Origin of the sequence: Micromonospora hortensis (assembly GCF_022230935.1) — a bacterium.
GTDB lineage: Bacteria > Actinomycetota > Actinomycetes > Mycobacteriales > Micromonosporaceae > Micromonospora > Micromonospora hortensis.
Genome location: NZ_JAKKFE010000026.1, coordinates 473,999 through 495,778, shown reverse-complemented (window position 1 = coordinate 495,778; position 21,780 = coordinate 473,999). Strand labels below are relative to the sequence as shown.

Below are 21,780 nucleotides of genomic sequence, written 5' to 3'. Positions count from 1 at the left end.
GGAGCCCGGCCTGAGCCCGGCCTGAGCCCGGCCTGAGCCCGGCCCGAGTCCGAGCCCGGCCTGAGCCCGGCCCGAGTCCGAGCCCGGCCTGAGCCTGAGCCCGAGCCGGAGTCGGGCCTGGAGGACGAAGGTCAGCGCAGGCCGGCGGCGGCGAGCAGGTTGCCCTCGGGCAGCGCCGGGAGGGCCCGGCCCTGCGACATCCGTTGCTCGGCGCGTTCGGCGGTGAACGCGGCGTCGTGGTGGATGGCGGCGGCGTAGCTGGCGGCGGTGCGTTGGGCGATCGCGGCCCAGCCGTACTGGTCGTGGACCATCCGGCGGGCGCGGCGGGCCATGACGCGGGAACGGTCGGCATCCGACAGCAGCGCGTCCACGGCGTCGGTGAGGCTGTCCGGGTCGTGCGGGCGGAAGGTCATCCCGGTGACGCCCGGCTCGACGATCTCGCCGAGGCCTCCGGTGGCGGCGACGGCCAGGGGGGCGCCGGCCGCGGCGCCTTCCAGGGCCACCATGCCGAACGGCTCGTAGATGCTCGGCACGACGAAGCAGTCGGACGCGGCCATCAGCGCCGGCAGGTCGGTGCCGCCCAGGAAGCCCGGCATGGTGACCATGCCGCCGAGGCCGCGGCGGTGCACGTCGGCCTCCAACTCGGCGCGGTACGGGCCGTCACCGGCGATCACGGCACGCAGCCCGGGGTGCCGCTCGCGCAGCCGGGGGAGTGCCTCGATCAGGTGTTGGACGCCCTTCTCGTACACCAGGCGGCCGGCGAAGGTGACCAGCGGGCCGTCCGCGGCGAAGCGGGCGCGGGCGGCGGCCACGGCACGGGCGGGCACCCGCCAGCGGTGCGGCTCCACGCCGTTGGCGACGACGTCGACCCGTCCGGCCGGTACGCCGAAGAGCGCGTTCACCTCGTCGCGCATGTACCCGGAGCAGACGATCACCCGGTTGGACTCGCTGCTGAGCCACTGCTCGACGCCGTGGATGGTGCGGTTCATCTCCTCCGGCAGCCAGCCCTGGTGCCGACCGGCCTCGGTGGCGTGGATCGTGCTGACCAGCGGGATGTCCAGGTGGTCGCGCAACGTCATGGCGGTGTGCGCGACGAGCCAGTCGTGGGCGTGGATGACGTCGTACGAGCCGGCCTGGGTGGCGCGCAGGGCGGTGCGGGTGAGGGTGTGGTTGAAGGCCATCGTCCAGGCCAGCAGCGAGCCGGTGGCGAGCGGGAAGGCCACCGGGTCCTCGGGGGCGCGCAGGATGCGTACGCCGTCGGCGTACTCCTCCAGGGGCGCGCCCTCGGAGTGGCGGGTGACGACGGTGACCTCGTGGCCGGCGGCGGCGAGGGCGACGGAGAGCGCGTGCACGTGGCGACCGAGACCGCCGACGAGCACCGGCGGGTACTCCCAGGACAGCATGAGGATGCGGCGGGTCTGCGGGGGCACCCCGGGGCCGGACTGCGCCGGCACTGGCGTGCCGGGCTGCGTGGTGGGACCGGACTGCGCGGGGGGCCGGGAAGTCAGGGTGGGCCGGTGGGCCCGGTCCTTGGTGGCAGCGAGCTGCTCGTCGACCCGCAGTGTCACATCAATCTCCGTCCATGCATGGTGAAGCGCGCCGACGTCAGTGGCGGCGGAGCGAGAGGTGTAAGGGGTGGCAGATGGCCAGGCGGGCACGCGCGAACGCTTGTCCCCGGTCAAGGAAAGTGCATCGGACCCGAGAACGCACCTCGAAAAGGGTCATCGTGACGGAGGACACCCGAGTGGTGTAGCGCGCATCAGACGGGCGGTTTTCGCCCGTCGCCTGAAAGGATGGATTGGCGCGTCCGGGCCGGGGGCACTACCTGCGTGCGCGCGGGCGATCTCGGCCGGTGCGCACATAACCATGGTCTAAGGAGCGACATGCAGGTCTGGCCGGGCGAGCGGTACCCCCTGGGCGCCACCTACGACGGGATGGGCACCAACTTCGCCATCTTCTCCGAGGTGGCCGAGCGGATCGAGCTGTGCCTCTTCGACGAGTGGGACACCGGCGCGGAACGCCGCGTCGAGCTGCGCGAGGTGGACGCCTACGTGTGGCACGCGTACCTGCCGGGCATCGAACCGGGCCAGCGCTACGGCTACCGGGTGTACGGCCCGTACGACCAGGCGAACGGGCTGCGCTGCAACCCGCACAAGCTGCTGATCGACCCGTACGCCAAGGCCATCGACGGTGACGTGGAGTGGGACCCGGCGGTCTACGACTACGACCTGAACGAGCCGGAGCGGATGTCGGAGACCGACTCGGCGCCGTTCATGCCGAAGTCGGTGGTGGTCAACCCGTACTTCGACTGGGGCAACGACAAGCCGCCGCGCACCCCTTACCACCACTCGGTGATCTACGAGGCGCACGTGCGTGGGCTGACCATGCGCCACCCGGACATCCCGGAGGAGCTGCGCGGCACGTACGCGGGCATCGCCTCCCCGCCGATGATCGACTATCTGACCCGGCTCGGGGTGACGGCGATCGAGCTGATGCCGGTGCACCAGTTCATCCACGACAACCGGCTCGTCGACCTGGGGCTGCGCAACTACTGGGGTTACAACACCATCGGCTTCTTCGCCCCGCACCACGGCTACTCCGCGCTGGGCCGGACCGGCCAGCAGGTGCAGGAGTTCCGGGGCATGGTCAAGGCCCTGCACGCGGCCGGCATCGAGGTCATCCTCGACGTGGTCTACAACCACACCGCCGAGGGCAACCACCTCGGCCCGACGCTGAGCTTCAAGGGCGTCGACGCCCCGAGCTACTACCGGCTCAGCGAGGAGGACCGCCGCTACTTCGTCGACTACACCGGCACCGGCAACAGCCTCAACGTTCGCAGCCCGCACTCGCTGCAACTGATCATGGATTCGCTGCGCTACTGGGTGACCGAGATGCACGTCGACGGCTTCCGCTTCGACCTGGCGGCCACCCTGGCCCGCGAGTTCTACGAGGTGGACCGGCTCTCCACCTTCTTCGAGGTGGTGCAGCAGGACCCGGTGGTCAGCCAGGTCAAGCTCATCGCCGAACCGTGGGACGTCGGCCCCGGCGGCTACCAGGTGGGCAACTTCCCGCCGCTGTGGACGGAGTGGAACGGCAAGTACCGCGACACCGTAAGGGACTTCTGGCGCGGCGAGCCGGCCACCCTCGCCGAGTTCGCGTCCCGGATCTCCGGCTCCGCCGACCTCTACCAGGACGACGGCCGCCGACCGTTCCACAGCATCAACTTCGTCACCGTGCACGACGGGTTCACCCTCAACGACCTGGTGTCCTACAACGACAAGCACAACGAGGCCAACGGCGAGGAAAACCGCGACGGCGAGAGCCACAACCGGTCCTGGAACTGCGGGGTGGAGGGCGACACCGACGACGAGGCGGTCCTCGCGTTGCGGGCCAAGCAGCGGCGCAACTTCCTGGCCACCCTGATGCTGTCGCAGGGCGTGCCGATGATCGGCCACGGTGACGAACTGGGCCGCACCCAGCACGGCAACAACAACGTCTACTGCCAGGACAGCGAGCTGGCCTGGGTCGACTGGGACAACGCCGACGAGCAACTCCTGGAGTTCGTGCAGACGCTCACCGCGTTCCGCAAGCGTCACCAGGTGTTCCGCCGTCGCCGGTTCTTCACCGGCCTGCCGGTGAACGGGCGCGGCATCGACGAGCCGCTGCCCGACCTGGCCTGGTACACCCCGGACGGGCGGGAGATGACCGGCGAGGACTGGGGCAACGACTTCGGCCGCTCGGTGGCGCTCTTCGTCAACGGCGAAGGCATCCGCGAACGCGGCCAGTACGGCCAGAAGCACCACGACGCGTCGTTCCTGCTCTGCTTCAACGCCCACGACGCGCCCCTGGACTTCACCATGCCCGGCAGCGAGTACGGCCAGAAGTGGGAACGGGTGATCAGCACCGCCGAACCCGAGCCGGACGACGCCACGGTGATCAGCGCGGGCGGCACCATCCGGGTGCCGGACCGCTCCCTCGTCGTGCTGGAGAGGACGATCTGACATGACGGCCACCCCTCCCACTGCCACCTACCGGATCCAGGTCCGCCCCGGCTTCGACCTGGACGCCACCGCCGCGATCGTCGACTACCTGGACGACCTCGGCGTCAGCCACCTCTACAGCGCCCCGCTGCTGACCGCCGCCCCCGGCTCCCAGCACGGCTACGACGTGGTCGACCACCGGGCCGTCAACCCGGAACTGGGCGGGGAGGCCGCCCGGCAGCGGCTGCTGGCCGCCCTGCGCGACAAGCAGCTCGGCCTGGTCGTCGACATCGTGCCCAACCACGCCGGGGTCGCCGTACCGGCCGCCAACCCGGCCTGGTGGGACGTGCTGCGCCGGGGGCGCGACTCGGCGTACGCCGACTGGTTCGACATCGACTGGGACCGGGGCCGGCTGCTACTGCCGGTGCTGGGCGACGACTCGGCTGCCCTCGACGACCTGAAGGTGGTCGACGGGGAGCTGCGCTACCACGAGCACCGCTTCCCGGTCGCCGACGGCACCGGCGACGGCAGCGCCCGCGAGGTGCACGACCGGCAGCACTACGAGCTGGTCTCCTGGCGGCGCGGTGACGCCGAGCTGACGTACCGCCGGTTCTTCGCCATCGCGGGCCTGGCGGGTCTGCGCGTGGAGGACCCGGCGGTCTTCGCCGCCACCCATGAGCTGATCCTGCGCTGGGCCGCCGCCGGGGAGGTCGACGGCATCCGCGTCGACCACCCGGACGGCCTGCGCGACCCGGCCGGCTACCTGGCCCGGTTGCGGGCCGCCGCGCCGGACGCCTGGCTCGTGGTGGAGAAGATCCTGGAGTACGGCGAGGAGCTGCCGGACTGGCCGGTGGACGGCACCACCGGCTACGACGCCCTGGCCGCTGTCGGCGGGCTCTTCGTCGACACCGACGCCGAGGGTGACTTCACCGCGCTGGACAACCGCCTCACCGGGCAGCACACCTCCTGGGAGGACCTGACCCACACCACCAAGCTGGCCGCCGCCACCCAACTGCTCGCCGCCGAGCTGACCCGGCTGGCCGCCCTCGCCCCCGAGGTGCCCACCGAGCAGGCCCGCGTGGCGTTCGCCGAGCTGGCCGCAGCGTTCGCCGTCTACCGGGGCTACCCGCCGCACGGCGCCCGGCACCTCGCCGCCGCCCGCTCCGAGGCCGGCCGCCGCCGCCCCGACCTGGCCGGCGCCCTGGACGCTGTCACCCGCCGACTGCGCAACCCCGACGACGAGCTGGCCCAACGCTTCCCGCAGCTCACCGGCGCGGTGATGGCCAAGGGCGTGGAGGACACCGCGTTCTACCGCTGGACCCGGTTCGTGGCGCTCAACGAGGTCGGCGACGACCCCTCCCACTTCGGGGTGCCGCCAGCGGAGTTCCACCGCTTCGCCAACGCCCAACAGGTCCGCTGGCCCGCCAGCATGACCACCCTCTCCACCCACGACACCAAACGCGGCGAGGACGTCCGCGCCCGCCTCGCCGTGCTCAGCGAACTGCCGGGCCGCTGGGCCGAGCAGGTCAAGACCTGGATGGAGTACGCGCCACTGCCCGACCCGGCGTTCGCCCACCTGCTCTGGCAGACCGCCGTCGGCGCGTGGCCGATCGAGCGGGAACGGCTGCACGCGTACGTCGAGAAGGCCGCCCGGGAGGCCGGGGCCTCGACCAGTTGGGCGGACCCCGACCCGGCCTTCGAACAGGCAGTGCACGCAGTGGTCGACCAGATGTACGACGACCCGAGCCTGCACGACGAGCTGACCGAACTCGCCGCCGCGATCGCCCCGGCCGGCTGGTGCAACTCGCTCGGGCAGAAGCTGATCCAACTCACCATGCCCGGTGTGCCGGACACCTACCAGGGCACCGAGCTGTGGGACAACTCCCTCGTCGACCCGGACAACCGCCGCCCGGTCGACTTCGACGTACGCCGAGAGCTGCTGGCACGCATCGACGGCGGCTGGCGTCCCCCGGTCGACACCGACGGAGCGGCGAAGCTGCTCGTCGTGTCGCGGACCCTGCGGCTGCGGCGGGCGCATCCCGAGCTGTTCACCACCTACCGGCCGGTGCCCGCGCACGGGCCGGTGGGCCGACACGTGGTGGCCTTCGACCGGGGCGGCGCGATCGCCGTGGCGACCCGGCTGCCGCTGGGCCTGGCACGCGCCGGTGGGTGGTGTGACACAGCTCTGTCACTTCCCGTTCACGAGATGAAGGACCTGTTCACCGGCCGGGTCTACAGTGGCGGGGAGACCCCTCTGGACGACCTTCTGGCCGACTATCCCGTGGCTCTGCTGGCTCCTCCCACCGCTGCCGAGGAGGCCGTTTCATGACCGAATTCTCCGTCTGGGCACCGGGCGCCACCCGGGTGCGGCTGCGCCTGGCGGGCGACACCGACCACGAGATGCGCGCCGCCGCCGACGGCTGGTGGCGGGTCGAGGTGCCCGACGCCGGCCTCGACTACTCCTTTCTGCTGAACGACGACGAAACCCCACTGCCCGACCCCCGGTCACCGTGGCAGCCTGCGGGAGTGCACGGGCCGAGCCGCCGCTACGACCACGCCGACTTCGCGTGGTCAGACAGCGCGTGGACCGGCCGGCAACTGCCCGGCAGCATCCTCTACGAGCTGCACATCGGCACCTTCACCCCGGAAGGCACCTTCGACGCGGCCATCGACCGCCTCGACCACCTCGTGTCCCTGGGCGTCGACCTGATCGAACTGCTCCCGATCAACGCCTTCAACGGCGAACACAACTGGGGGTACGACGGCGTCTGCTGGTACGCCCCACACGAACCCTACGGCGGCCCCGACGGCCTGAAACGGTTCGTCGACGCCGCCCACGCTCGCGGTCTGGGGGTGATCCTCGACGTTGTCTACAACCATTTCGGGCCCTCCGGGGCCTACGCGCCGCAGTTCGGGCCCTACCTCGCCGAGCAGAGCAACAGTTGGGGCCGCTCGATCAACCTGGACGGCCCGCACTCCGACGAGGTACGCCGCTACATCATCGACAGCGTGCTCATGTGGCTGCGCGACTACCACGTCGACGGCCTACGCCTGGACGCCGTCCACGCCCTGCACGACTCGCGGGCCGTTCCCATCCTGGAAGAGCTGGCGGTTTCCGTCGAGTCGCTGTCGACGCACCTGGGTCGGCCGCTGTCGCTCATCGCCGAATCCGACCTCAACGACCCGCGGGTCATCACCCCACGCGAGGCTGGCGGGTTCGGGCTGCACGCCCAGTGGAACGACGACGCCCACCACGCGCTGCACACGTTGCTGACGGGGGAGCGGCAGGGCTACTACGGGGACTTCGGCTCTTTGGAGACGTTGTCTGACGTGCTGACCGGCGGGTTCTTCCACGCTGGCACCTGGTCCAGCTTCCGGAACCGGCACCACGGGCGGCCTGTTGATCCTCGGGTGCCGGGGCACCGGTTCGTGGCCTACCTACAGAACCACGACCAGATCGGGAACCGGGCTACCGGGGATCGGATCTCGGCTTCTCTGTCGCCTTCACTGCTGCGCGTTGGGGCCACGTTGCTGCTGACGGCGCCGTTCACTCCCATGCTGTTCATGGGGGAGGAGTGGGCTGCTTCAACGCCTTGGCAGTTCTTCACCTCGCATCCGGAGCCGGAGCTGGCCTCCGCGGTGCGGACCGGGCGGCGGCGGGAGTTCGCCGCGCACGGGTGGCCTGAAGGGGACGTGCCCGATCCGCAGGACCCGGAGACGTTCGTGCGGTCGCGGTTGGACTGGGCCGAGCTGGACAAGCCTGAGCATGCTTCGATGTTGGCGTTCTACCAGCGGTTGATCGGGCTGCGTCGGTCGCTTCCGGATCTCTCGGATCCTCGGTTGAATGCTGTTTCTGTGCAGCACGGGGACCAGTTCCTGGTGATGCGGCGGGGGGACACGCTTGTCGTGGCGAACCTGGCTGGGCGGGGGCAGGGGGTGTCGCTGCCTGGGGTGGCTCGGCGGGTGCTGCTGGCCACGGGGGAGGGGGTCACGGTGATGCGGGACCGGATCCAGTTGCCTGCGGAGACAGCGGCGATCGTGGCACTCTGAGGGATGCGAATTGTGCGGACCCGTTTTTGAACCGACGAAGCACGACAATGGCCTACAGAACTCTAGGAGATCAACTAGCTATCGAGGGCTTTCGCCAAGAGCATGCGTGGTATAGGCGGTGATACGGAGGTGTCATCGGTGGCAGGCTTCAGCGGACAGTCCTAGCTGGCCAACGCCGCTTGTGGTCTTTCCGGACGGGCCAACGTGCGGCCGGCCAATCCAGCTAGGAGAAGGGCAGTGGTCGGGTTTAGACGTACTCGTTTGCAACCGAGACGGCAGCGGCGAAGCTCCAACGAAGCCGAGGTTGTGTACGACGTTGGCGGTGGTATACGGAGCCGGGTCACCTCGACCGGGAAGGTCATGGACCTTGACGGTTCACTAAAGGCACGCAATCATTCATCGGGTGGCCTCTTCCCCGTACACCCTCGAAGGTGCACGCGAAATTCTGTCTGGACCGGGCGCCAAATGGCTCAAAGCCTTGGATGCATTGCTTGGCGTCGGCGTGCTGGCCGCAGGCCCGTTCGGGCTGGCAGCCTGGGGCTGGGTTGATCAGAAGAACGAGTTGATCAAGATTCTTGGCGAATTTGCGTCTGCCGGACGAGCGCGCCTTGGAGGAAAACGCACCCCCGAACGCTACGATCTGCTCGCGGCGACCCACACGGCCCTGACGTATGGAGCGTTCTTTGCCGCGTTCCGCGAGACGGTAGGTCCGATCTGCGATGATATCGGACTCGTTGAAGACGACAAGCGGCGCCTCGTCCACGGTGCCCAGCCGGAACTGGCGCAGGGCGGTTTGCAGCGAGGGCTCGCAAGTGCCTCGGTTGGGCTGCCGTGGGCCGGTTGCGGATTCCGAGCCAACCGTGACGAGGTAGTGCAGCCGTTCTACCAGGCCTTGACCTTGCGGTGTATAGGTTTCCTGCAAAACTTCGAAATTTGGCTTCGCATTGATTCAGTGCGGGCCACTGACCCTCTAGTGCAGGACATTGTTGGTAAGGCTATACGCCGCTACGAGGTGGAGTACAAGTTACTTGCCGCTGAGGTGCCAGAGTTCGGAATTTGGGCGGCGCTGGGCGAGAGTGAAGTGACTCAGGATGCGGTTCACCGTGCTGGTAATTCCTTGAGTCGCCTCGAAAATATAATGATGTCGCTTGCTGGGAAAGTCGAGCGCGTTGGGAACCGCACCCGGCAAGTCAATGCTGCCATCAACCGGGCCGTCCTCGCCGAACCGTTGGTGGCCACTGACTCCTCCGACGATTTAGCAGAGCTTCGGATCCCGACGGTCCGGGACGGCTACCTCACGCCGACATTTCGCTGGAAAGTCATGGATCAGAAGTCGCGGCCGGCAGACGACAACTGGTGGACGCACGCTGAGCACGGGAGCGACCTTGACACGTTCCTGGCTGCATATTTTTCCTCCCCACAAAGCCACGACAGGCCACTAATTGTATTGGGCTTACCCGGGGCCGGCAAAAGCATGTTCACAAAGGTATGCGCAGCGCGCTTGTCCGGATCTGAAGCATATGCGGTTGCGCGGGTGCCGCTGCGTCAGGTGTCGGACCCGACCGCTCCTATCCATCAGCAAGTCTCCGGCGTCCTCGACAAAGCCACCAACGGGCGTACCTCGTGGACCGAGCTTAGCGAAGCCGCAGTGGACGCGACGCGAGTACTACTGATTGATGGCTTGGACGAGTTCATGCAGGCCTCTGGGCACGCCGAGTCAAACTACTTGGAAAACGTCGCTGAGTTTCAGCGCGTTGAGCGGCTTTCGGGCCATCCCGTTTCGGTCGTCGTCACCTCGCGGACACTGGTAGCGGATCTTGCTCGGATTCCGATCGGCTCCTTAGTCGTCAAATTGGACAACTTCAGCCCCGAGCAGGTGCAGGCCTGCCTCGATATTTGGAGTCAGGCTAATCCAGCAGCACCGTCTCGCATCCCATCGGCCGACGCGATTCTCTCTTATGGTGAAATCGCCCGGCAGCCATTATTGCTGCTGTTGCTCATTCTGTATGGCTCCACTAACCCGCTCCCACAGGTGGAGGCGGCATCGACGCCGGCACGAATCTATGGCGACATTCTTCGTCGATTCATTAAACGAGAGTTGTTGAAAGCGCCTGACGTCAACCCTGCGGATTTGCGCGAGGAGCAGACGCAAGCCGAGCTTTGGCGCTTGGGAATCGCTGCCTTCGGCATGTTCAACCGTGGCCGGCACTATATCGAGGAACACTTGCTCTTGGCGGATCTCGAGGCGCTCGACACGGCTACGCCTCGGCGGCAGGTGCAACGACGAGGCACGGCACTCACAGCGGCAAGGCAATTGCTGGGAAAATTCTTCTTCATGCATGCTGCAGAGGTCGATGAGGGCCTCGAAGGCCGAAGCTACGAATTTTTGCATGCTACCTTCAGTGAATACCTAATTGCCAGTCTCGCTCTGAACGAGCTAGTCGATCTTTGGGAATCGCAGAACCGCCCGTCGTCGCAGAACTGGGACGATGACCGCCTATATGCCTTGCTATCGCACCAGTTGATCAGCATCGGCGGCGCGGCAATCCTGCCGTTCGTGGGGCAGCTACATGAAGCTCTTCCTGACTTTACCAGGCAGGGTGTTCGGCAAATCCTGCGGACTCTACTAAAAAGCGCTGAAGAGAGGTGGGACAGTGGTCGGTTCGCCGCATACTCACCTTCTGGTGAGTCGTCGCTCCAGCGCTTTGCTACCTACACGGCAAATCTCATCATGTTGCTGCTCGAAGTCGAAGAAAGGCCTGTGGGGTTAGCTTCTATCGCGCCAGATGAAGTGGACCCGACCGGCTGGTGGGCCAAGATGGTTCAGGTGTGGCAGGCATGTGTATCAGATTTCGATCTTACTGAAATCCAACCGTTGGCCCAAGAAAGCGCTGTCGAGCGATCTCGAGGGGAAGTAATGCAACCTTCAGTGCACATTCCCCTGCTGATGTTCAGACGTCACCAATCCATATTTATGAATGCTGGACTCGGGGTTGTTGGAGAGGGGTACTATATCGATAGCAGCGACCGCGAGGTAGCGTTCGCGGGTTACGTGGCGCGTGGGTTCACGAGTCCGGATGACGCCTCGGATGTTTCCGCCGCTGCGGTTAATATATTACGGCGCCTGTCGGAATCCCCCCGTTTCCTCGCGCCTTCTCTCCTGGCAGCGTATATTACGCGCAACCCAGAACAATTCTCTGTAGCTGATGTCCGCCTGTTGATAGATGCCGCAGAGGCCAGAGAGCACCGTTACATCGACATGTGGCCGTACTCGTTGCTGATTGCGCAGTACCCTCAGTGGGTAAATGATGGTGAAATTAATGACCACTTGCTAAACAGCTTCGGCGCTCGCGGTTGCGTCGCGCCGCTCTTGGCGGGCATGTTGATCTGGGGCGACGATCGCGTCCAGATTCGCAGGATATTCGATGCCCTCCCGGTGTCCGTTCGTCTCAGGATCGAGGAGTGCGGTGCCGCATTCACGCAGCTCGGCGAGTGGGTGGACAGGCGTAGGCTCGTGCTGTTGGCAGCCGAGCTAATTTTGCCTCTGCTAAAAGAAGTCAACCTTGTCGGTATCTGGGAAAGCATGGGAATGCCGGTCCGATTTTTCGAACGTGATCAAGGAGAGGCAAAGCCTAAGTAGAGTGGTATGAGAAATTGAGTAATTGCAGGGTGGGGAATCAATGTGCGCAATTCCGTGAGCACAAGTAGCGCCCTCTGTCCTCTGGGCCTGTCTAGGTTATCGTATTACCGTATTCACTATCGCCAGATTGTCCACCAGAGGTCCGACGCGTTCTGGTTGAAAAGTGCGACTAGTTCGCGACTTCCTGCACTCAGGTAACCGCTTCGGTGGCATGTCGGTGTATCGTCCAGACGTGCAGGAATGGCGGTGCGACCGCTGTTCGTAATCCTCTACCTGGGAGGTGGGCGACGGCGTGGGGAAGAAGACGGACACTATCGGTGCCAGGATCCGGTACTGGCGGATGCGTCGAGGCGGCATGACTCAGGCGGTCCTCGCCGGGCTCGCTGGTGTCACTCAGTCTTACGTGTCGCAGGTGGAGTCGGGTCGGAAGACCGTCGATCGCCGCTCCACACTGGTCGCTCTCGCTGCCGCGCTTCAGGTCACGGTTGCTGACCTGCTTGGTCAGGGCACCGAGTCCGGGGATCCCGCCCGTGAGAGTGCCGCCGAGTGCGTGCCGGCGATCTGGTCGGCCCTGATCGAGATCGAGGACGGCGAGCGCCGACCGTCGACCTACACCGCCGAGCGCCTGGCGGCCGAGATCGCCCGTGCCGAACAGCTTCGCAATGCGAGCAACTACCCGGCCATGGCCCGTCTGTTGCCCGGCTTGCTGCTCGAGGCCGCTGCCATCGGCGGCACCGCGCTCGTGCAGGTGGCCTACCAGGCGGCTACCTGCCTGCGGAATCTTGGCTATCGGCATCTGGCCCTCAATGCCGCCCGGTTCGCCGGGACGATTGCCGAAGATGCCGAGGACCCGGCTTGGATCGCGGCGTCCCGCTTCGCCTACGCGCAGAGCCTGCCGATCGAGTCCGCTTCTGTTGCTGCCCGTGCCGCCGACCGAACCCTGGCCCAGTTGCAGGCGGATGCCGCCGACGTGCGGGTGAGGCAAATGCTCGGACAGCTTCACCTCTCGGCCGCGTTGACCTCGACGGTAAGTGGCCGTCTGGACGCAGCTCGCGATCACCTGGACGAGGCAACCCGCGAGGCCGCGTCGCTCGGTGACCCGGCCGACGGTGCCGGCTTCAACGGTTGCGGGTTCGGACCGACCAACGTCGGGCTGTGGGAGATGTCCATCGCCGCAGAGCAGGGCGACTCTAGCCGCGTCATCGAGCTGTCCCGAACCGTCCGCCCGCAGGTTCTCGCAGCGTCGATTCGTCAGCAGTCCTACTGGCTCGATCTTGGACGCGCGCTAGCGGACGGGGGTCGCCGCGACGGCGAAGCCCTCGCCGCGTTCGTGCAGGCCGAGCGCGCGGCACCCATCCCGTTCGCCATCAACCCTCTTGCCCGCGATGCCGTGGTGTCTCTCGCTCAGCGTGCTCAGCGCCGGGCCATCCCCGACGACTTGCGCCTGCTCGCCGGTCGTATCGGCATCAACCTGGCCGCATAACTGCCAGTAATCGCTGCATCACCAATCCGCCCTACCGTCCGGTTTGGGACGTGGTCTCGTCCCGAAGGCCCAGCGCGCAACGCTCAATCCTGAGCCGCTGGGCCTCTATCGGAGGAGGCGGAGATGAGCGGGCGAGAGAACAACGGCGAAGCGGCCGAGCAGGAGGCTGCCAAGCAGCGCATTCTGGCTCAGGCCGAGGCGGAGCGCGTACCCGTGGACAACACGACCCGCGCGGTCCCGGACCGGCGGTGGCGGCGGCGTGAGCAGCGATGACCTCCCCATCGGACGACGGGTGGCCGGCTGGCGGGTGCGGCGCTCGATGACGCAGCAGATGCTTGCCGATCGCCTGCGCCGGTCGAAGAGCTGGGTCGACAAGATCGAGCGCGGCGTTCGCCCCCTGGACCGGTACTCGGTCATCCAGGAGCTGTCCCGCGTCCTGCGAGTCGATCCGGAGGTGCTACTCGGCCAGCCGTCCAGCGCCCCGACGAGCACCCCGGCCGGGGTGGACGACATCCGGGCCGCGCTCGCCCGCTACGACCTCCCGCCGGCTCCACCGCAGACCGATGAGCTGAGACGGCAGGTCGGGCACGCCTGGTTGTCGTACCAGCACGCGCACTACCCGGAGCTGCTGCGCGTGCTGCCGGGCCTGCTCGACGCCGTCCAGGGCGCGCGGTCAGCGGAGCTGCTGGTGCAGGCGTACCGGATCACCTCGTCGCTGCTGGTGAAGCTCGGCGAGGCCGATCTCGGCTGGTTGGCCGCTGACCGGGCGATGTCCGCCGCCGGCGACGACCCGGTTCTGGCGGCAACGGCGGCCATCTCGGTAGCCCAGGCGCTGCGCGCGTCGGGCCGCGACCGCCTCGCCCTGGCCGCGACGCTCGCCGCCGCGAATCGCATCACCTCAGGTCCACAGCGTTCGGCGGGGGAGTGGGCCGTGGGTGGGACGCTGCTGCTCCAGGCCGCCCTGGCCGCCGTCGGCTGCGGCGACATGCGCCGCGCCGACAAGCTGATCGACCGGGCCGCGGCCGTCGCCACCAACCTTCGGGGCTACGACGATCGGCACCACACCAGCTTCGGGCCGATCGCCGTCGAGCTGGCGCGGGTGGTGGTGGCGGCCTCGCGGGGTGACGCCGTCGAGGCGGTGCGGCGGCACGTGACGATTGTGCGGCGGGAGGCGTGGCGGCGGTTGCCGGCCGAGTACCGGGGCGCGTATTTGGTGGATGTCGCGCGGGCGTACCTCCAGGTGGGTGACCTGCGCGGCGCTGCCCGCGCGCTCGTCGACGCGGACAGCATCGCGCCGGCTGAGGTCCGGTGCCGGCCGTTGGCGCGTACCGTGATCGCCGATGTTGCCCGGGGTCACCCGGCGCCGGCCGGTGTGGCGCGACTGGCCAACCTGGTCGGCCTCACCCGCTGACCGACGTACCCGCCGGTCGTGGCTGGCCTCACCTCGTCGCCAGCACGCGTCGGCCGTTGGCGAGTCGGGTGCTGTTGGCCTGCTCGTAGCGTTCGATGTCGGCGGAGCGGCTCGCGATCGTGCGCCGCTGATGCTCCACCATCGCCGCTTGCCAGGTCGTCACGAGATCCGCGCTGTCCTTGCACGCGACGTCGGCCACCGCGGTCCGGCGCTCCACGTCGCTGGGATGGTCGGTGCCCCACCTCGGGTCGTCGTTGGCCTGCCACGGGTCGGCGTAGGTGAACCCCTTGCCGGCCATGCACGTCGACCACGCCCGGAAGGCGGCCTGAACGCGTGCGTCCTGCTCTGCCTGTTGGCCGGCCCGCAGGGCCAAGTCGTACAGGAGCGTCTCGCTGACCGGTGGCGCGCCCTCGGTCAGTCGCCGGTTCGCCTCGCCGAGGCAGCCGCCCGCAGGGATCCGGCCGCCGGCCGGCTCGGGTCCGTCGGTGCCGAACCGGGTGCCGGTCAGCGCCAGCGCCGTCTTTTGCGGAGGCGGTGGAGGCTTGTCCTCAGCCGCCTTACCGCCGGGTGCGGCGTGGTAGCCGAGGCGCTGCGCCTGGTCGTGCTCCACCAGCCCGTACAACCCGTCCCGTGTGGCGGCTGGGTCGGTGTGGTGCGGTCCCGGCGGCCGGTAGGAGATGCCGAGCCGGCGCATGCAGGCCACGACCAGCTTCGCCTCGGCCCGCTGGAGAAGCAGATCCTCGTCCCCGGACGGAGACAGTCGGTCCAACGGAAGGCTCATGGTCGCCACCGGCGACGGCCCGGCGGGCCGTTGCGCGGGCCCGCTCGAGTCACAGGCGGTCCCGGCAGCGACGGTCAGACAGGCCAGCACCAGGGCCGCGAATTGGCTACGGATCATGGGCATGGAGACCTCGCTCAGGCTGGAGGGGCCCGCGTTACCCGCTACCTCACGGTCGACGCGAGCCCCTCGGTGCGGTTCTAGGGGCGGCAGCGGGTCTGCGGCTGGCCGGTCCAGACAAAGCAGAACGAGTCGAATCGGTTGTCCCAGTGGTTCCCGTTCTGGTCCCGGTCCAGCGTGAGGTTCAGGGCCTCGTCCGACTGGCCGCTGTTGGCCTTCTGCCGCCAGAAGTAGAGGCCCCGGTAGTTCTCGTGCTCGAAGAGGCGGACCGGATTCACCGGGTCGTAGTTGCGCAGCGAGCTGACGTTGTCGTGCAGCACGCAGCCCGAGGTGCAGGCAGCCACGAACGACCATTGATTGAAGTTCGCAGTGGTCGAGAGGGTGTCGTAGCGACCGCCGCGCAGGTCGCTGTGCTGCCACATGCACAGTTCGCCGCTCTCGCACACGCCGTTGCGCGACGTCGCCGCCTGGGCCGGGCTGGCCACGGCCAGGAGCCCGCCGGCCGCCAGCGCCAACGCACCGAAGAACGCCAGGATTTGTCGCTTCATGAGTCTCCTTAGCTGGGGGATCCTTCTGCCGGAGCTGAGTGATTGTGCTGGTGGCACCGGTCTGGACGAGGTCAGTCAACCCCGTGGGTAGCGGCGCAGCCGAGACATTCGAACCAGTTCGAATCTCGATCCTGTGCGGCGTTTCCCGGGTTGCCGCTGAGGGTCCGCCCGGGTTTGGTGAGGGGCGTTGGCGCGTACCCGTGATCGCCGATGTTGCCCGGGCGCCGGCCGGCGTGGCGCGACTGGCAACGCTGGTCGGCTCACCCGTTGACGGCCGCTGGCCTCGGCGCCGGCCTCGCGTGGGTTCCCTCTGGGACTACCGGGCGTCGCGCCGGCGACGCGCGCGCTCGAAATCGGCGACGTCCGACATCCAGGGACCGTGTTGTTCGAGTGCGGCGCAGCCGCCGCGGACGAAGGCGCTCACCACGTTCCGGTACCCGCCGATCCCGTCGACCAGGCTGTACTCGACCTGGTACTGCGGCTCCGACCCGGCTTCCCCCTGTCGCACAGTCGTGATCCGGGCGACTGAGTCTGCGTAGAAGTGCAGTTGAATCCCCTCGCCCATCTCCTCGTCCTCGATGGTGAACACTTCGTTGTTCCCGGCAGCGCGATCGGCGACGAACTCCCAGAACTCGGCGGAGGCGGTGCGCGGCCCGTCCCGTACCCATTTCTTCTCGCGCCCCTTGTCGTCGGTGAACGACAGGGCCGTCTTACCGTGGTCGTCGGCAGCCTCGTCGTCGTCTTCCACGGGCGTGCTCTTGGAGCGGTCCGCGGCCTCCGAGCACATCAGAAAGCTCACCGTCCGCACCGCGTCGTCGACGAGTTCGGGGTACGCGCGGCGCACGGCCTCGTCGACAGTCGCCGCCATCCGATCCCAGTCGCGCTTGTCGGTGGCCCGCTTTCCCCGCCGCGGATCGAGGCCGATCCGCATCCCGGCGCACGCCTGCTCCGCGGTGGCGATCACCCGCATGACCTGGGGCAGCAGTGCGGGGTCGACGGCATCGGGGTTCCGCCGTGGAACCGTCGCGCCGTGCAGATACTGGCCCGTGTACCGCAGAATCTCAGTGTCGAGTGGCCCGAGTGCTACTCCGCGCTCGGCGCGACGGCGGTTTGCGTGATACTCCTGGGCACGTTTCGTGTTCGACACCTCCGTCGCCGTGCGCATCGCCTCGCAGACCTGACCGCGCTCCAGTAGCTCGATGTCAGCGCCATGGGCGACGAGACGACTCCTGTCCCACCGGATGCGCCGAAAGAGCGCGTCGACGTCCGAGGGCGGGGAGAGCAGGACCTGGTCAAGGAGCGCGACGGCGGCGTTCTCGTCGAGCTGGCCCCGGGTTCCGGCGGCGTCGCACAGCGGAAGGACCGCACTCCACAGCAGCAGGTGTCGAGCCAGGTCCTCCCGGATCACCGCGAGGTGAGCTTCCCCGATCGGGAACGTGAACGTGCGAGGGTCATGGTTGGCGTCGGCCCCGGCGGCGAGCGTCAGCTTCAGCTCGCCGCCCTCGCGGACCACCTTCGGGATCCAGCCGCTGCGCGTGAAAACGATGTCTGTCATCTGTTCACGACCACCGTGCACATTCGACAGCGAGGCGTGGGTCGGTGCGCACCCAAACCTCGCCCCCGGCGGCCTCGGCCGGGGCGTCGACCCGTTCGAGACCGAGGAATGCGATCAACTGGAGCAGCTCGGCTCGTTCGGCGCGGTCATCGTCGACGTCATGCGAGTCGAAGAAGACGTAGTACGTGTCGCTCGGGTCGACGATGCCCGAATCCGCCCAGATCCGGCCGACCTCTTCGATCGCCGCTGCTTCCGTCGTGAACGAGGCAGCGCGGGCGGCACCGCGGGTCTCCGGTGACGCGTCGAGGTCGGAGAGGTCCGGGAACCACTGGCCGAAGTAGTCGAGGCCGGCGTATCCGTTCTCGAAGAACAGCATCGCGCTCGGAAGGTAGCGGTTGCCCCTGTCGACCTGGAGGTGTTCCGAACGAGGTTGGTCGGCATCCTCGATTCGGGAGATCACACCCCGACGAGGCCTGAGCACCAAACTCTGCTTCGCCGCTTCGTCAGTGATGGTGTAAGTGTCGGACTCTCGCCCCCGGAAGAACGCAGAGAACGCTACGTACGCCTCCTGGGGGTCGCCCACCGAGACGTGTTGATCGTTGCCATCACCGGCAGCGAAGACGAACGGCTTCGGTCCGGGACTGTAGGGGCGGGCCATATGCGTCCTTCGTTCACGTGTGAAAGTTCCGCCAGCGTAGTGGACCGAGCCGACACGCCCGCGGCTTGATCATCGGCCTGCTGCGCGCGGTGGCCCCCCGCGAGCAGACCAGCCGTTCGCAAGCCCTCAGCCAGACCGCGATCAGGCTGGGCACCGTAGCTGCCGACAACTACTCGGCTTCGACCTCGGTGCGGTAGACAGTCATGCCGCGTCGCTGATAGTTGCGGAGAGCATTCGGATGGTCCAACGAGCAGGTGTGCAGCCACACCCTGCGTACGGCCGGAGACTCCAGGGCCACCATGTCCCAGGCTTGCCGGATGGTCAGCGTCAGCGCATGGCCGCCGAGACCCTTCCCGACATACTCCGGCATCAGCCCGAAGGCGGTGATCTCCACCTCTCCGTCCGGGTGGGGTTCCACATTCGCCACCCCCACGATCTCGTCCTTCAGGGTGATGAACCGGTACTGGCGCAGCGGACGAGACCGCATCAGCTCCCGCCACTCCTCGTTCGTGCGAGACGCGCAACGCCACCCGTGGGGCGCCCCTACCTGAGCATTGATGGCGTGCACGAGCGGCAGGCCAACGTCGACGCGCCGTAGGGAAAGTTCCGGCACGACCTTTCCCGGCCGCAGGTCCGTGGCGTTGTTCATCTCCAGGTACGTGACGACCTTTGCCATGCCGGCAGGCTACCCACCGTGCCGAGTGGGCCCAACACGAGCACTTCGGACGACGCGGATCCCCTCCGAGCGACTCCCATCGACGTTCCCGATGGCGTCGCTTCGACACCATCCCGCGCCCGGTCGCCGCCAGGGCGGGGTTTCCGGGAACGTGAGATTCGGGCATGTACCTGGGCACTGCTGGAGGGGAGAGACAGCAATGCTGGTAACTGGTTATCTCGGCGCGGTGCTCATCGGTGCCCTCGTCGGCCTGCTCGGCCGGCTCATCCTGCCGGGGAGGCAGCGGATCGGCTTCTTCGCCACGTTCGTCATCGGCGTCGGCTCGGCCGTGCTGGGCACAGTGGTCGCCAGAGCGCTTGGAATCGACGACGGAGCGGGCGTCAAGATGTGGGTGCTGCGCTGGGACTGGGTAGTGCTCGCGATCCAGGTCGGCGTCGCGATCGTCGCCGTGGCGCTGGCGAACATGCTCACCTTCACCCGGCTCGCCGGCGGCGACGTCAAGCCCCGTGGGCGGGCTCGTCGCAGCAAGGCCAAGAGCTGACGAGCCGGTCGGCGGGTGAGCCGTCTTCGGTAGCCGCAGTGACGTCGCGAGCGGAGGTCAGGAACGGTCGGCGACCGGTGGCAGGTGACGGGCGAGTGCGGTACGCAGGACGCCCGTCGCCGGCCGAAGCAGTCCGACGTTGATCGTGTAAACAGGCTGACCGGCGCGAATCCCAGGACGAAGCGTCGTGGCGGATGGCGCGACCGCTTCTGGGCGCAGGATGACCTCAAGAACGGCGAACGGGCCAGGACGGCGGACCGTCGCCGACTGGATCGCCTGCCACGGGAGGACGGCCGTTCGCCCCTTCTCGGCGAGCGCCAGTGCCGGACCGGTGACGTCGACCGATGACCAGTTCCTGCGATGCAGCACAAGCGTGAGCGCGCTGAAGACGACGGCGTAGAGGACGCCCGAAACGGCGATGCTCGTGTAGTCGGCCGCCGACCGCCCCGCGATGAGTGCCAGCACGGCTTGGACGACAACCCAGGCCAGCAAGCCCATCAGCAGCATGAACACGAAGGTGAGGCGGGCGGACGTACGGAACGTCGTCTGGTCGTTCTCGTTCATGAGGTTCCTTCCGTCGACAGTGCCGTCGACAGTAGGGCAGGCGGCAGGCCAAAGGGTTCAAGCGGTGCCGCAGCGTCGCGACCCGCTCCGACAAGACCGCAACGTCGTTCCAGGCCGCGGTCACCATCGCCGCGCTACTCCAATGGTGGTGAACCTTTGAATACACGGCTCAGCACGAAGAGCGGACCGAGGATGCCGGAAGGGCAGGGTTCAGAGCGATTCTGACTGTCGGGTCAGCAACGCGAACATGAGCTTGACTCGATGTTCCCGCCCGGTGATGCTGGTGTCCGTCCTAAACATCGGCTTATGCGGACTGCGCCGTCATAAGCCGAGCTTTGCCGATTCCTCACGTTCGGAGTACCGGTGCGACTTTTTAGAGCGTCTATCGCGGCGCTGACAATCATCTGTGTGGGGGTGCTGCTGGGAGCGGCGCCGGTGCAGGCGGCCGGTTATCTCTATCGGCCTGGTGATCCGATGTACCCTAATGCCCCGGGCACCACGCCGGGGTCTTGCACCGGCGGCTACGCGGTCCGTGGGTCGAGTGGGATGTTTCTGGTCTCCGCAGGGCACTGCTGGGGTTACGGCCGGACCGGGGACATCGTGTACGGCAGCGATCGCCGATACGGCACGGTGATCCGCAACGACCGAGTCGGTGACATATACACAACGAACTCCTTTGATGGAGCACTGATTCGCATGGACGCCGGGGACGACGCCACACAAATCGTTGTGGACCCGGTGAGCGGACGCAGCCCAGGCAGGGTCGTGGGCTACTTCAACAACAGTGCCCTCAGTCCCGGCATGTTGGTCGGGAAGATGGGTCGGAGGACGGGCTGGACGGAAGGAAGAATCACCGAGTGGAGAACCGTTAACTACCCTGACGGTGTGCGTGACTACCTGCTGTGCACCACTGCGACGGTGGATGGCGGGGATAGCGGAGGGCCGGTGTGGCAGTCCGACGGGGCTGGCCACGTGTGGGCGGTGGGAATTGTCATCGCGAAGTCCGATGGGAAGATGTGCTTCAACCCCATCCAGAACGTACTCGCGCGGTTCGGCGCGACGCTGCCCGTCCATCCGTACACCAGAGGTGCGGGGCAGCAGCCAGCTCAGGTGACCGAGCGCTCCGGCGCGCCAATCCCGGTCAACCCTGATCCTGTTCCCGGGGCGCTGGTCTAGCTGGCACGGTTCGTGCGACGACGCCAGCAGCCAGGCGCCGACGAACGTCCACCGCGACGATGGCGCCACGTCGCGCAATAGCCGACGTCGTGCCGGAGGACAGCGACGACCAGCGGAGGGGCCACCCGTCCGAGTGGTTCCCTCCGCTGCCCGTACCATCAGGCGGCGCCTACTCGCAGAAGACCCGCACCGTGGCATCGGGTGAATCCACCTCCACTGTGACCTCGTCGAGGTGCTCCACAAGCGCCTCCAACTGCTCGGGCTTGAGCTGCGTCAGGTCGATCGGCACCCCCGAGTCGCTGAGTGAGGCGTTGGCCTTGACCAGGGCCTGCGGCGGGATCAGCGCCGCCAGCCGTACACCGGCGCGCAGCAGTTGCAGTGGCACCCGCACGTTGACCCGCGACGGCTCGCCGTTGTCGGTGGCGTCCACCATCACCCGCAGGTACTTCACCTTGCCCTTCGGTCGGGCGTCGTGACTCGCCGTCGCCGGTGCCTGGTCCCGTTCGAGTGCGGCGATGAGCTGCTCCGCCTCCTCGGCGGTGATCTTGCCGGCGGCCAGCATGTCGAGGATGTCCTTGCGTTGTTCGGTCATTCGAACCT

Annotated in this window: 17 protein-coding genes; 9 read left to right on the top strand and 8 right to left on the bottom strand. The window is 67.4% G+C overall.

From position 1 onward, the window contains the following. Positions 1-131: 131 nt before the first annotated feature. Positions 132-1,403, bottom strand: a complete 1,272-nt coding sequence (locus tag NIE111_RS20780; protein ID WP_238685989.1) for a glycosyltransferase family 4 protein — start codon at positions 1,401-1,403, stop codon at positions 132-134. Between the two features lie 480 nt (positions 1,404-1,883). Here NIE111_RS20780 and glgX point away from each other — a divergent pair, with 480 nt between their 5' ends. The 7 genes from glgX to NIE111_RS20745 all read left to right on the top strand — a co-directional run bounded on the left by glgX (position 1,884) and on the right by NIE111_RS20745 (position 14,564). Then, positions 1,884-4,001 (top strand): glycogen debranching protein GlgX, encoded by a 2,118-nt coding sequence (gene glgX, locus NIE111_RS20775; protein WP_238685955.1) that lies wholly within the window; start codon positions 1,884-1,886, stop codon positions 3,999-4,001. 1 nt (position 4,002) lies between these two features. Beyond that, entirely contained in the window at positions 4,003-6,309 is a 2,307-nt protein-coding gene (treY, locus tag NIE111_RS20770) for a malto-oligosyltrehalose synthase (RefSeq protein WP_238685954.1), read from the top strand. Continuing rightward, entirely contained in the window at positions 6,306-8,030 is a 1,725-nt protein-coding gene (treZ, locus tag NIE111_RS20765; RefSeq protein WP_238685953.1) for a malto-oligosyltrehalose trehalohydrolase, read from the top strand. The genes treY and treZ overlap by 4 nt, the downstream gene beginning before the upstream one ends. Before the next feature lie 403 nt (positions 8,031-8,433). Continuing rightward, positions 8,434-11,670, top strand: a complete 3,237-nt coding sequence (locus NIE111_RS20760) for an NACHT domain-containing protein (RefSeq protein ID WP_238685952.1) — start codon at positions 8,434-8,436, stop codon at positions 11,668-11,670. A 292-nt stretch (positions 11,671-11,962) separates the two neighbouring features. Next, positions 11,963-13,153, top strand: a complete 1,191-nt coding sequence (locus tag NIE111_RS20755; protein WP_308193715.1) for a helix-turn-helix domain-containing protein — start codon at positions 11,963-11,965, stop codon at positions 13,151-13,153. A 123-nt stretch (positions 13,154-13,276) separates the two neighbouring features. Further along, positions 13,277-13,426, top strand: a complete 150-nt coding sequence (locus NIE111_RS20750) for a hypothetical protein (protein ID WP_238685951.1) — start codon at positions 13,277-13,279, stop codon at positions 13,424-13,426. Further along, positions 13,413-14,564 (top strand): helix-turn-helix domain-containing protein, encoded by a 1,152-nt coding sequence (locus tag NIE111_RS20745; protein ID WP_238685950.1) that lies wholly within the window; start codon positions 13,413-13,415, stop codon positions 14,562-14,564. The genes NIE111_RS20750 and NIE111_RS20745 overlap by 14 nt, the downstream gene beginning before the upstream one ends. A gap of 28 nt (positions 14,565-14,592) precedes the next feature. On the opposite strand, the gene NIE111_RS20740 is transcribed toward NIE111_RS20745, so the two are convergent. The 5 genes from NIE111_RS20740 to NIE111_RS20720 all read right to left on the bottom strand — a co-directional run bounded on the left by NIE111_RS20740 (position 14,593) and on the right by NIE111_RS20720 (position 18,899). After that, positions 14,593-15,468 (bottom strand): hypothetical protein, encoded by an 876-nt coding sequence (locus tag NIE111_RS20740; RefSeq protein WP_238685949.1) that lies wholly within the window; start codon positions 15,466-15,468, stop codon positions 14,593-14,595. 74 nt (positions 15,469-15,542) lie between these two features. Then, the gene (locus NIE111_RS20735) at positions 15,543-16,010 is read right to left on the bottom strand and encodes a peptidase inhibitor family I36 protein (RefSeq protein ID WP_238685948.1); all 468 of its coding nucleotides are present in this window, start codon (positions 16,008-16,010) and stop codon (positions 15,543-15,545) included. Between the two features lie 316 nt (positions 16,011-16,326). Then, entirely contained in the window at positions 16,327-17,565 is a 1,239-nt protein-coding gene (locus tag NIE111_RS20730) for a DUF6357 family protein (RefSeq protein WP_238685947.1), read from the bottom strand. Positions 17,566-17,569: 4 nt separating this feature from the next. Next, on the bottom strand, positions 17,570-17,941 hold the full coding sequence (locus tag NIE111_RS20725; protein WP_238685946.1) for a hypothetical protein: 372 nt from the start codon (positions 17,939-17,941) through the stop codon (positions 17,570-17,572). Positions 17,942-18,392: 451 nt separating this feature from the next. Next, positions 18,393-18,899, bottom strand: coding sequence for a GNAT family N-acetyltransferase (locus tag NIE111_RS20720; RefSeq protein ID WP_238685945.1), 507 nt, complete (start codon positions 18,897-18,899; stop codon positions 18,393-18,395). 199 nt (positions 18,900-19,098) lie between these two features. Here NIE111_RS20720 and NIE111_RS20715 point away from each other — a divergent pair, with 199 nt between their 5' ends. Next, entirely contained in the window at positions 19,099-19,440 is a 342-nt protein-coding gene (locus NIE111_RS20715) for a GlsB/YeaQ/YmgE family stress response membrane protein (RefSeq protein WP_238685944.1), read from the top strand. Between the two features lie 57 nt (positions 19,441-19,497). On the opposite strand, the gene NIE111_RS20710 is transcribed toward NIE111_RS20715, so the two are convergent. Next, a complete protein-coding gene (locus tag NIE111_RS20710; protein WP_238685943.1) occupies positions 19,498-19,953 on the bottom strand; it encodes a hypothetical protein in 456 nt (151 codons plus the stop codon). A 459-nt stretch (positions 19,954-20,412) separates the two neighbouring features. Here NIE111_RS20710 and NIE111_RS20705 point away from each other — a divergent pair, with 459 nt between their 5' ends. Then, positions 20,413-21,180: a trypsin-like serine protease gene (locus tag NIE111_RS20705; RefSeq protein ID WP_238685942.1), complete on the top strand. Its 768-nt coding sequence runs from the start codon at positions 20,413-20,415 to the stop codon at positions 21,178-21,180. A 169-nt stretch (positions 21,181-21,349) separates the two neighbouring features. On the opposite strand, the gene NIE111_RS20700 is transcribed toward NIE111_RS20705, so the two are convergent. Continuing rightward, complete coding sequence (locus tag NIE111_RS20700) at positions 21,350-21,772, bottom strand: SHOCT-like domain-containing protein (RefSeq protein WP_238685941.1); 423 nt, start codon at positions 21,770-21,772, stop codon at positions 21,350-21,352. Between the last annotated feature and the right edge of the window lie 8 nt (positions 21,773-21,780).

Excerpts from the sequence above, each read along its gene's own strand:
- NIE111_RS20700 (WP_238685941.1), bottom strand. The coding sequence starts at position 21,772 with ATGACCGAACAACGCAAGGACATCCTCGACATGCTGGCCGCCGGCAAG.
- NIE111_RS20750 (WP_238685951.1), top strand. The coding sequence starts at position 13,277 with ATGAGCGGGCGAGAGAACAACGGCGAAGCGGCCGAGCAGGAGGCTGCC.
- NIE111_RS20715 (WP_238685944.1), top strand. The coding sequence starts at position 19,099 with ATGCTGGTAACTGGTTATCTCGGCGCGGTGCTCATCGGTGCCCTCGTC.
- NIE111_RS20735 (WP_238685948.1), bottom strand. The coding sequence starts at position 16,010 with ATGAAGCGACAAATCCTGGCGTTCTTCGGTGCGTTGGCGCTGGCGGCC.
- treZ (WP_238685953.1), top strand. The coding sequence starts at position 6,306 with ATGACCGAATTCTCCGTCTGGGCACCGGGCGCCACCCGGGTGCGGCTG.
- NIE111_RS20740 (WP_238685949.1), bottom strand. The coding sequence starts at position 15,468 with ATGCCCATGATCCGTAGCCAATTCGCGGCCCTGGTGCTGGCCTGTCTG.
- treY (WP_238685954.1), top strand. The coding sequence starts at position 4,003 with ATGACGGCCACCCCTCCCACTGCCACCTACCGGATCCAGGTCCGCCCC.
- NIE111_RS20730 (WP_238685947.1), bottom strand. The coding sequence starts at position 17,565 with ATGACAGACATCGTTTTCACGCGCAGCGGCTGGATCCCGAAGGTGGTC.
- NIE111_RS20720 (WP_238685945.1), bottom strand. The coding sequence starts at position 18,899 with ATGGCAAAGGTCGTCACGTACCTGGAGATGAACAACGCCACGGACCTG.
- glgX (WP_238685955.1), top strand. The coding sequence starts at position 1,884 with ATGCAGGTCTGGCCGGGCGAGCGGTACCCCCTGGGCGCCACCTACGAC.
- NIE111_RS20780 (WP_238685989.1), bottom strand. The coding sequence starts at position 1,403 with ATGCTGTCCTGGGAGTACCCGCCGGTGCTCGTCGGCGGTCTCGGTCGC.
- NIE111_RS20725 (WP_238685946.1), bottom strand. The coding sequence starts at position 17,941 with ATGCTGTTCTTCGAGAACGGATACGCCGGCCTCGACTACTTCGGCCAG.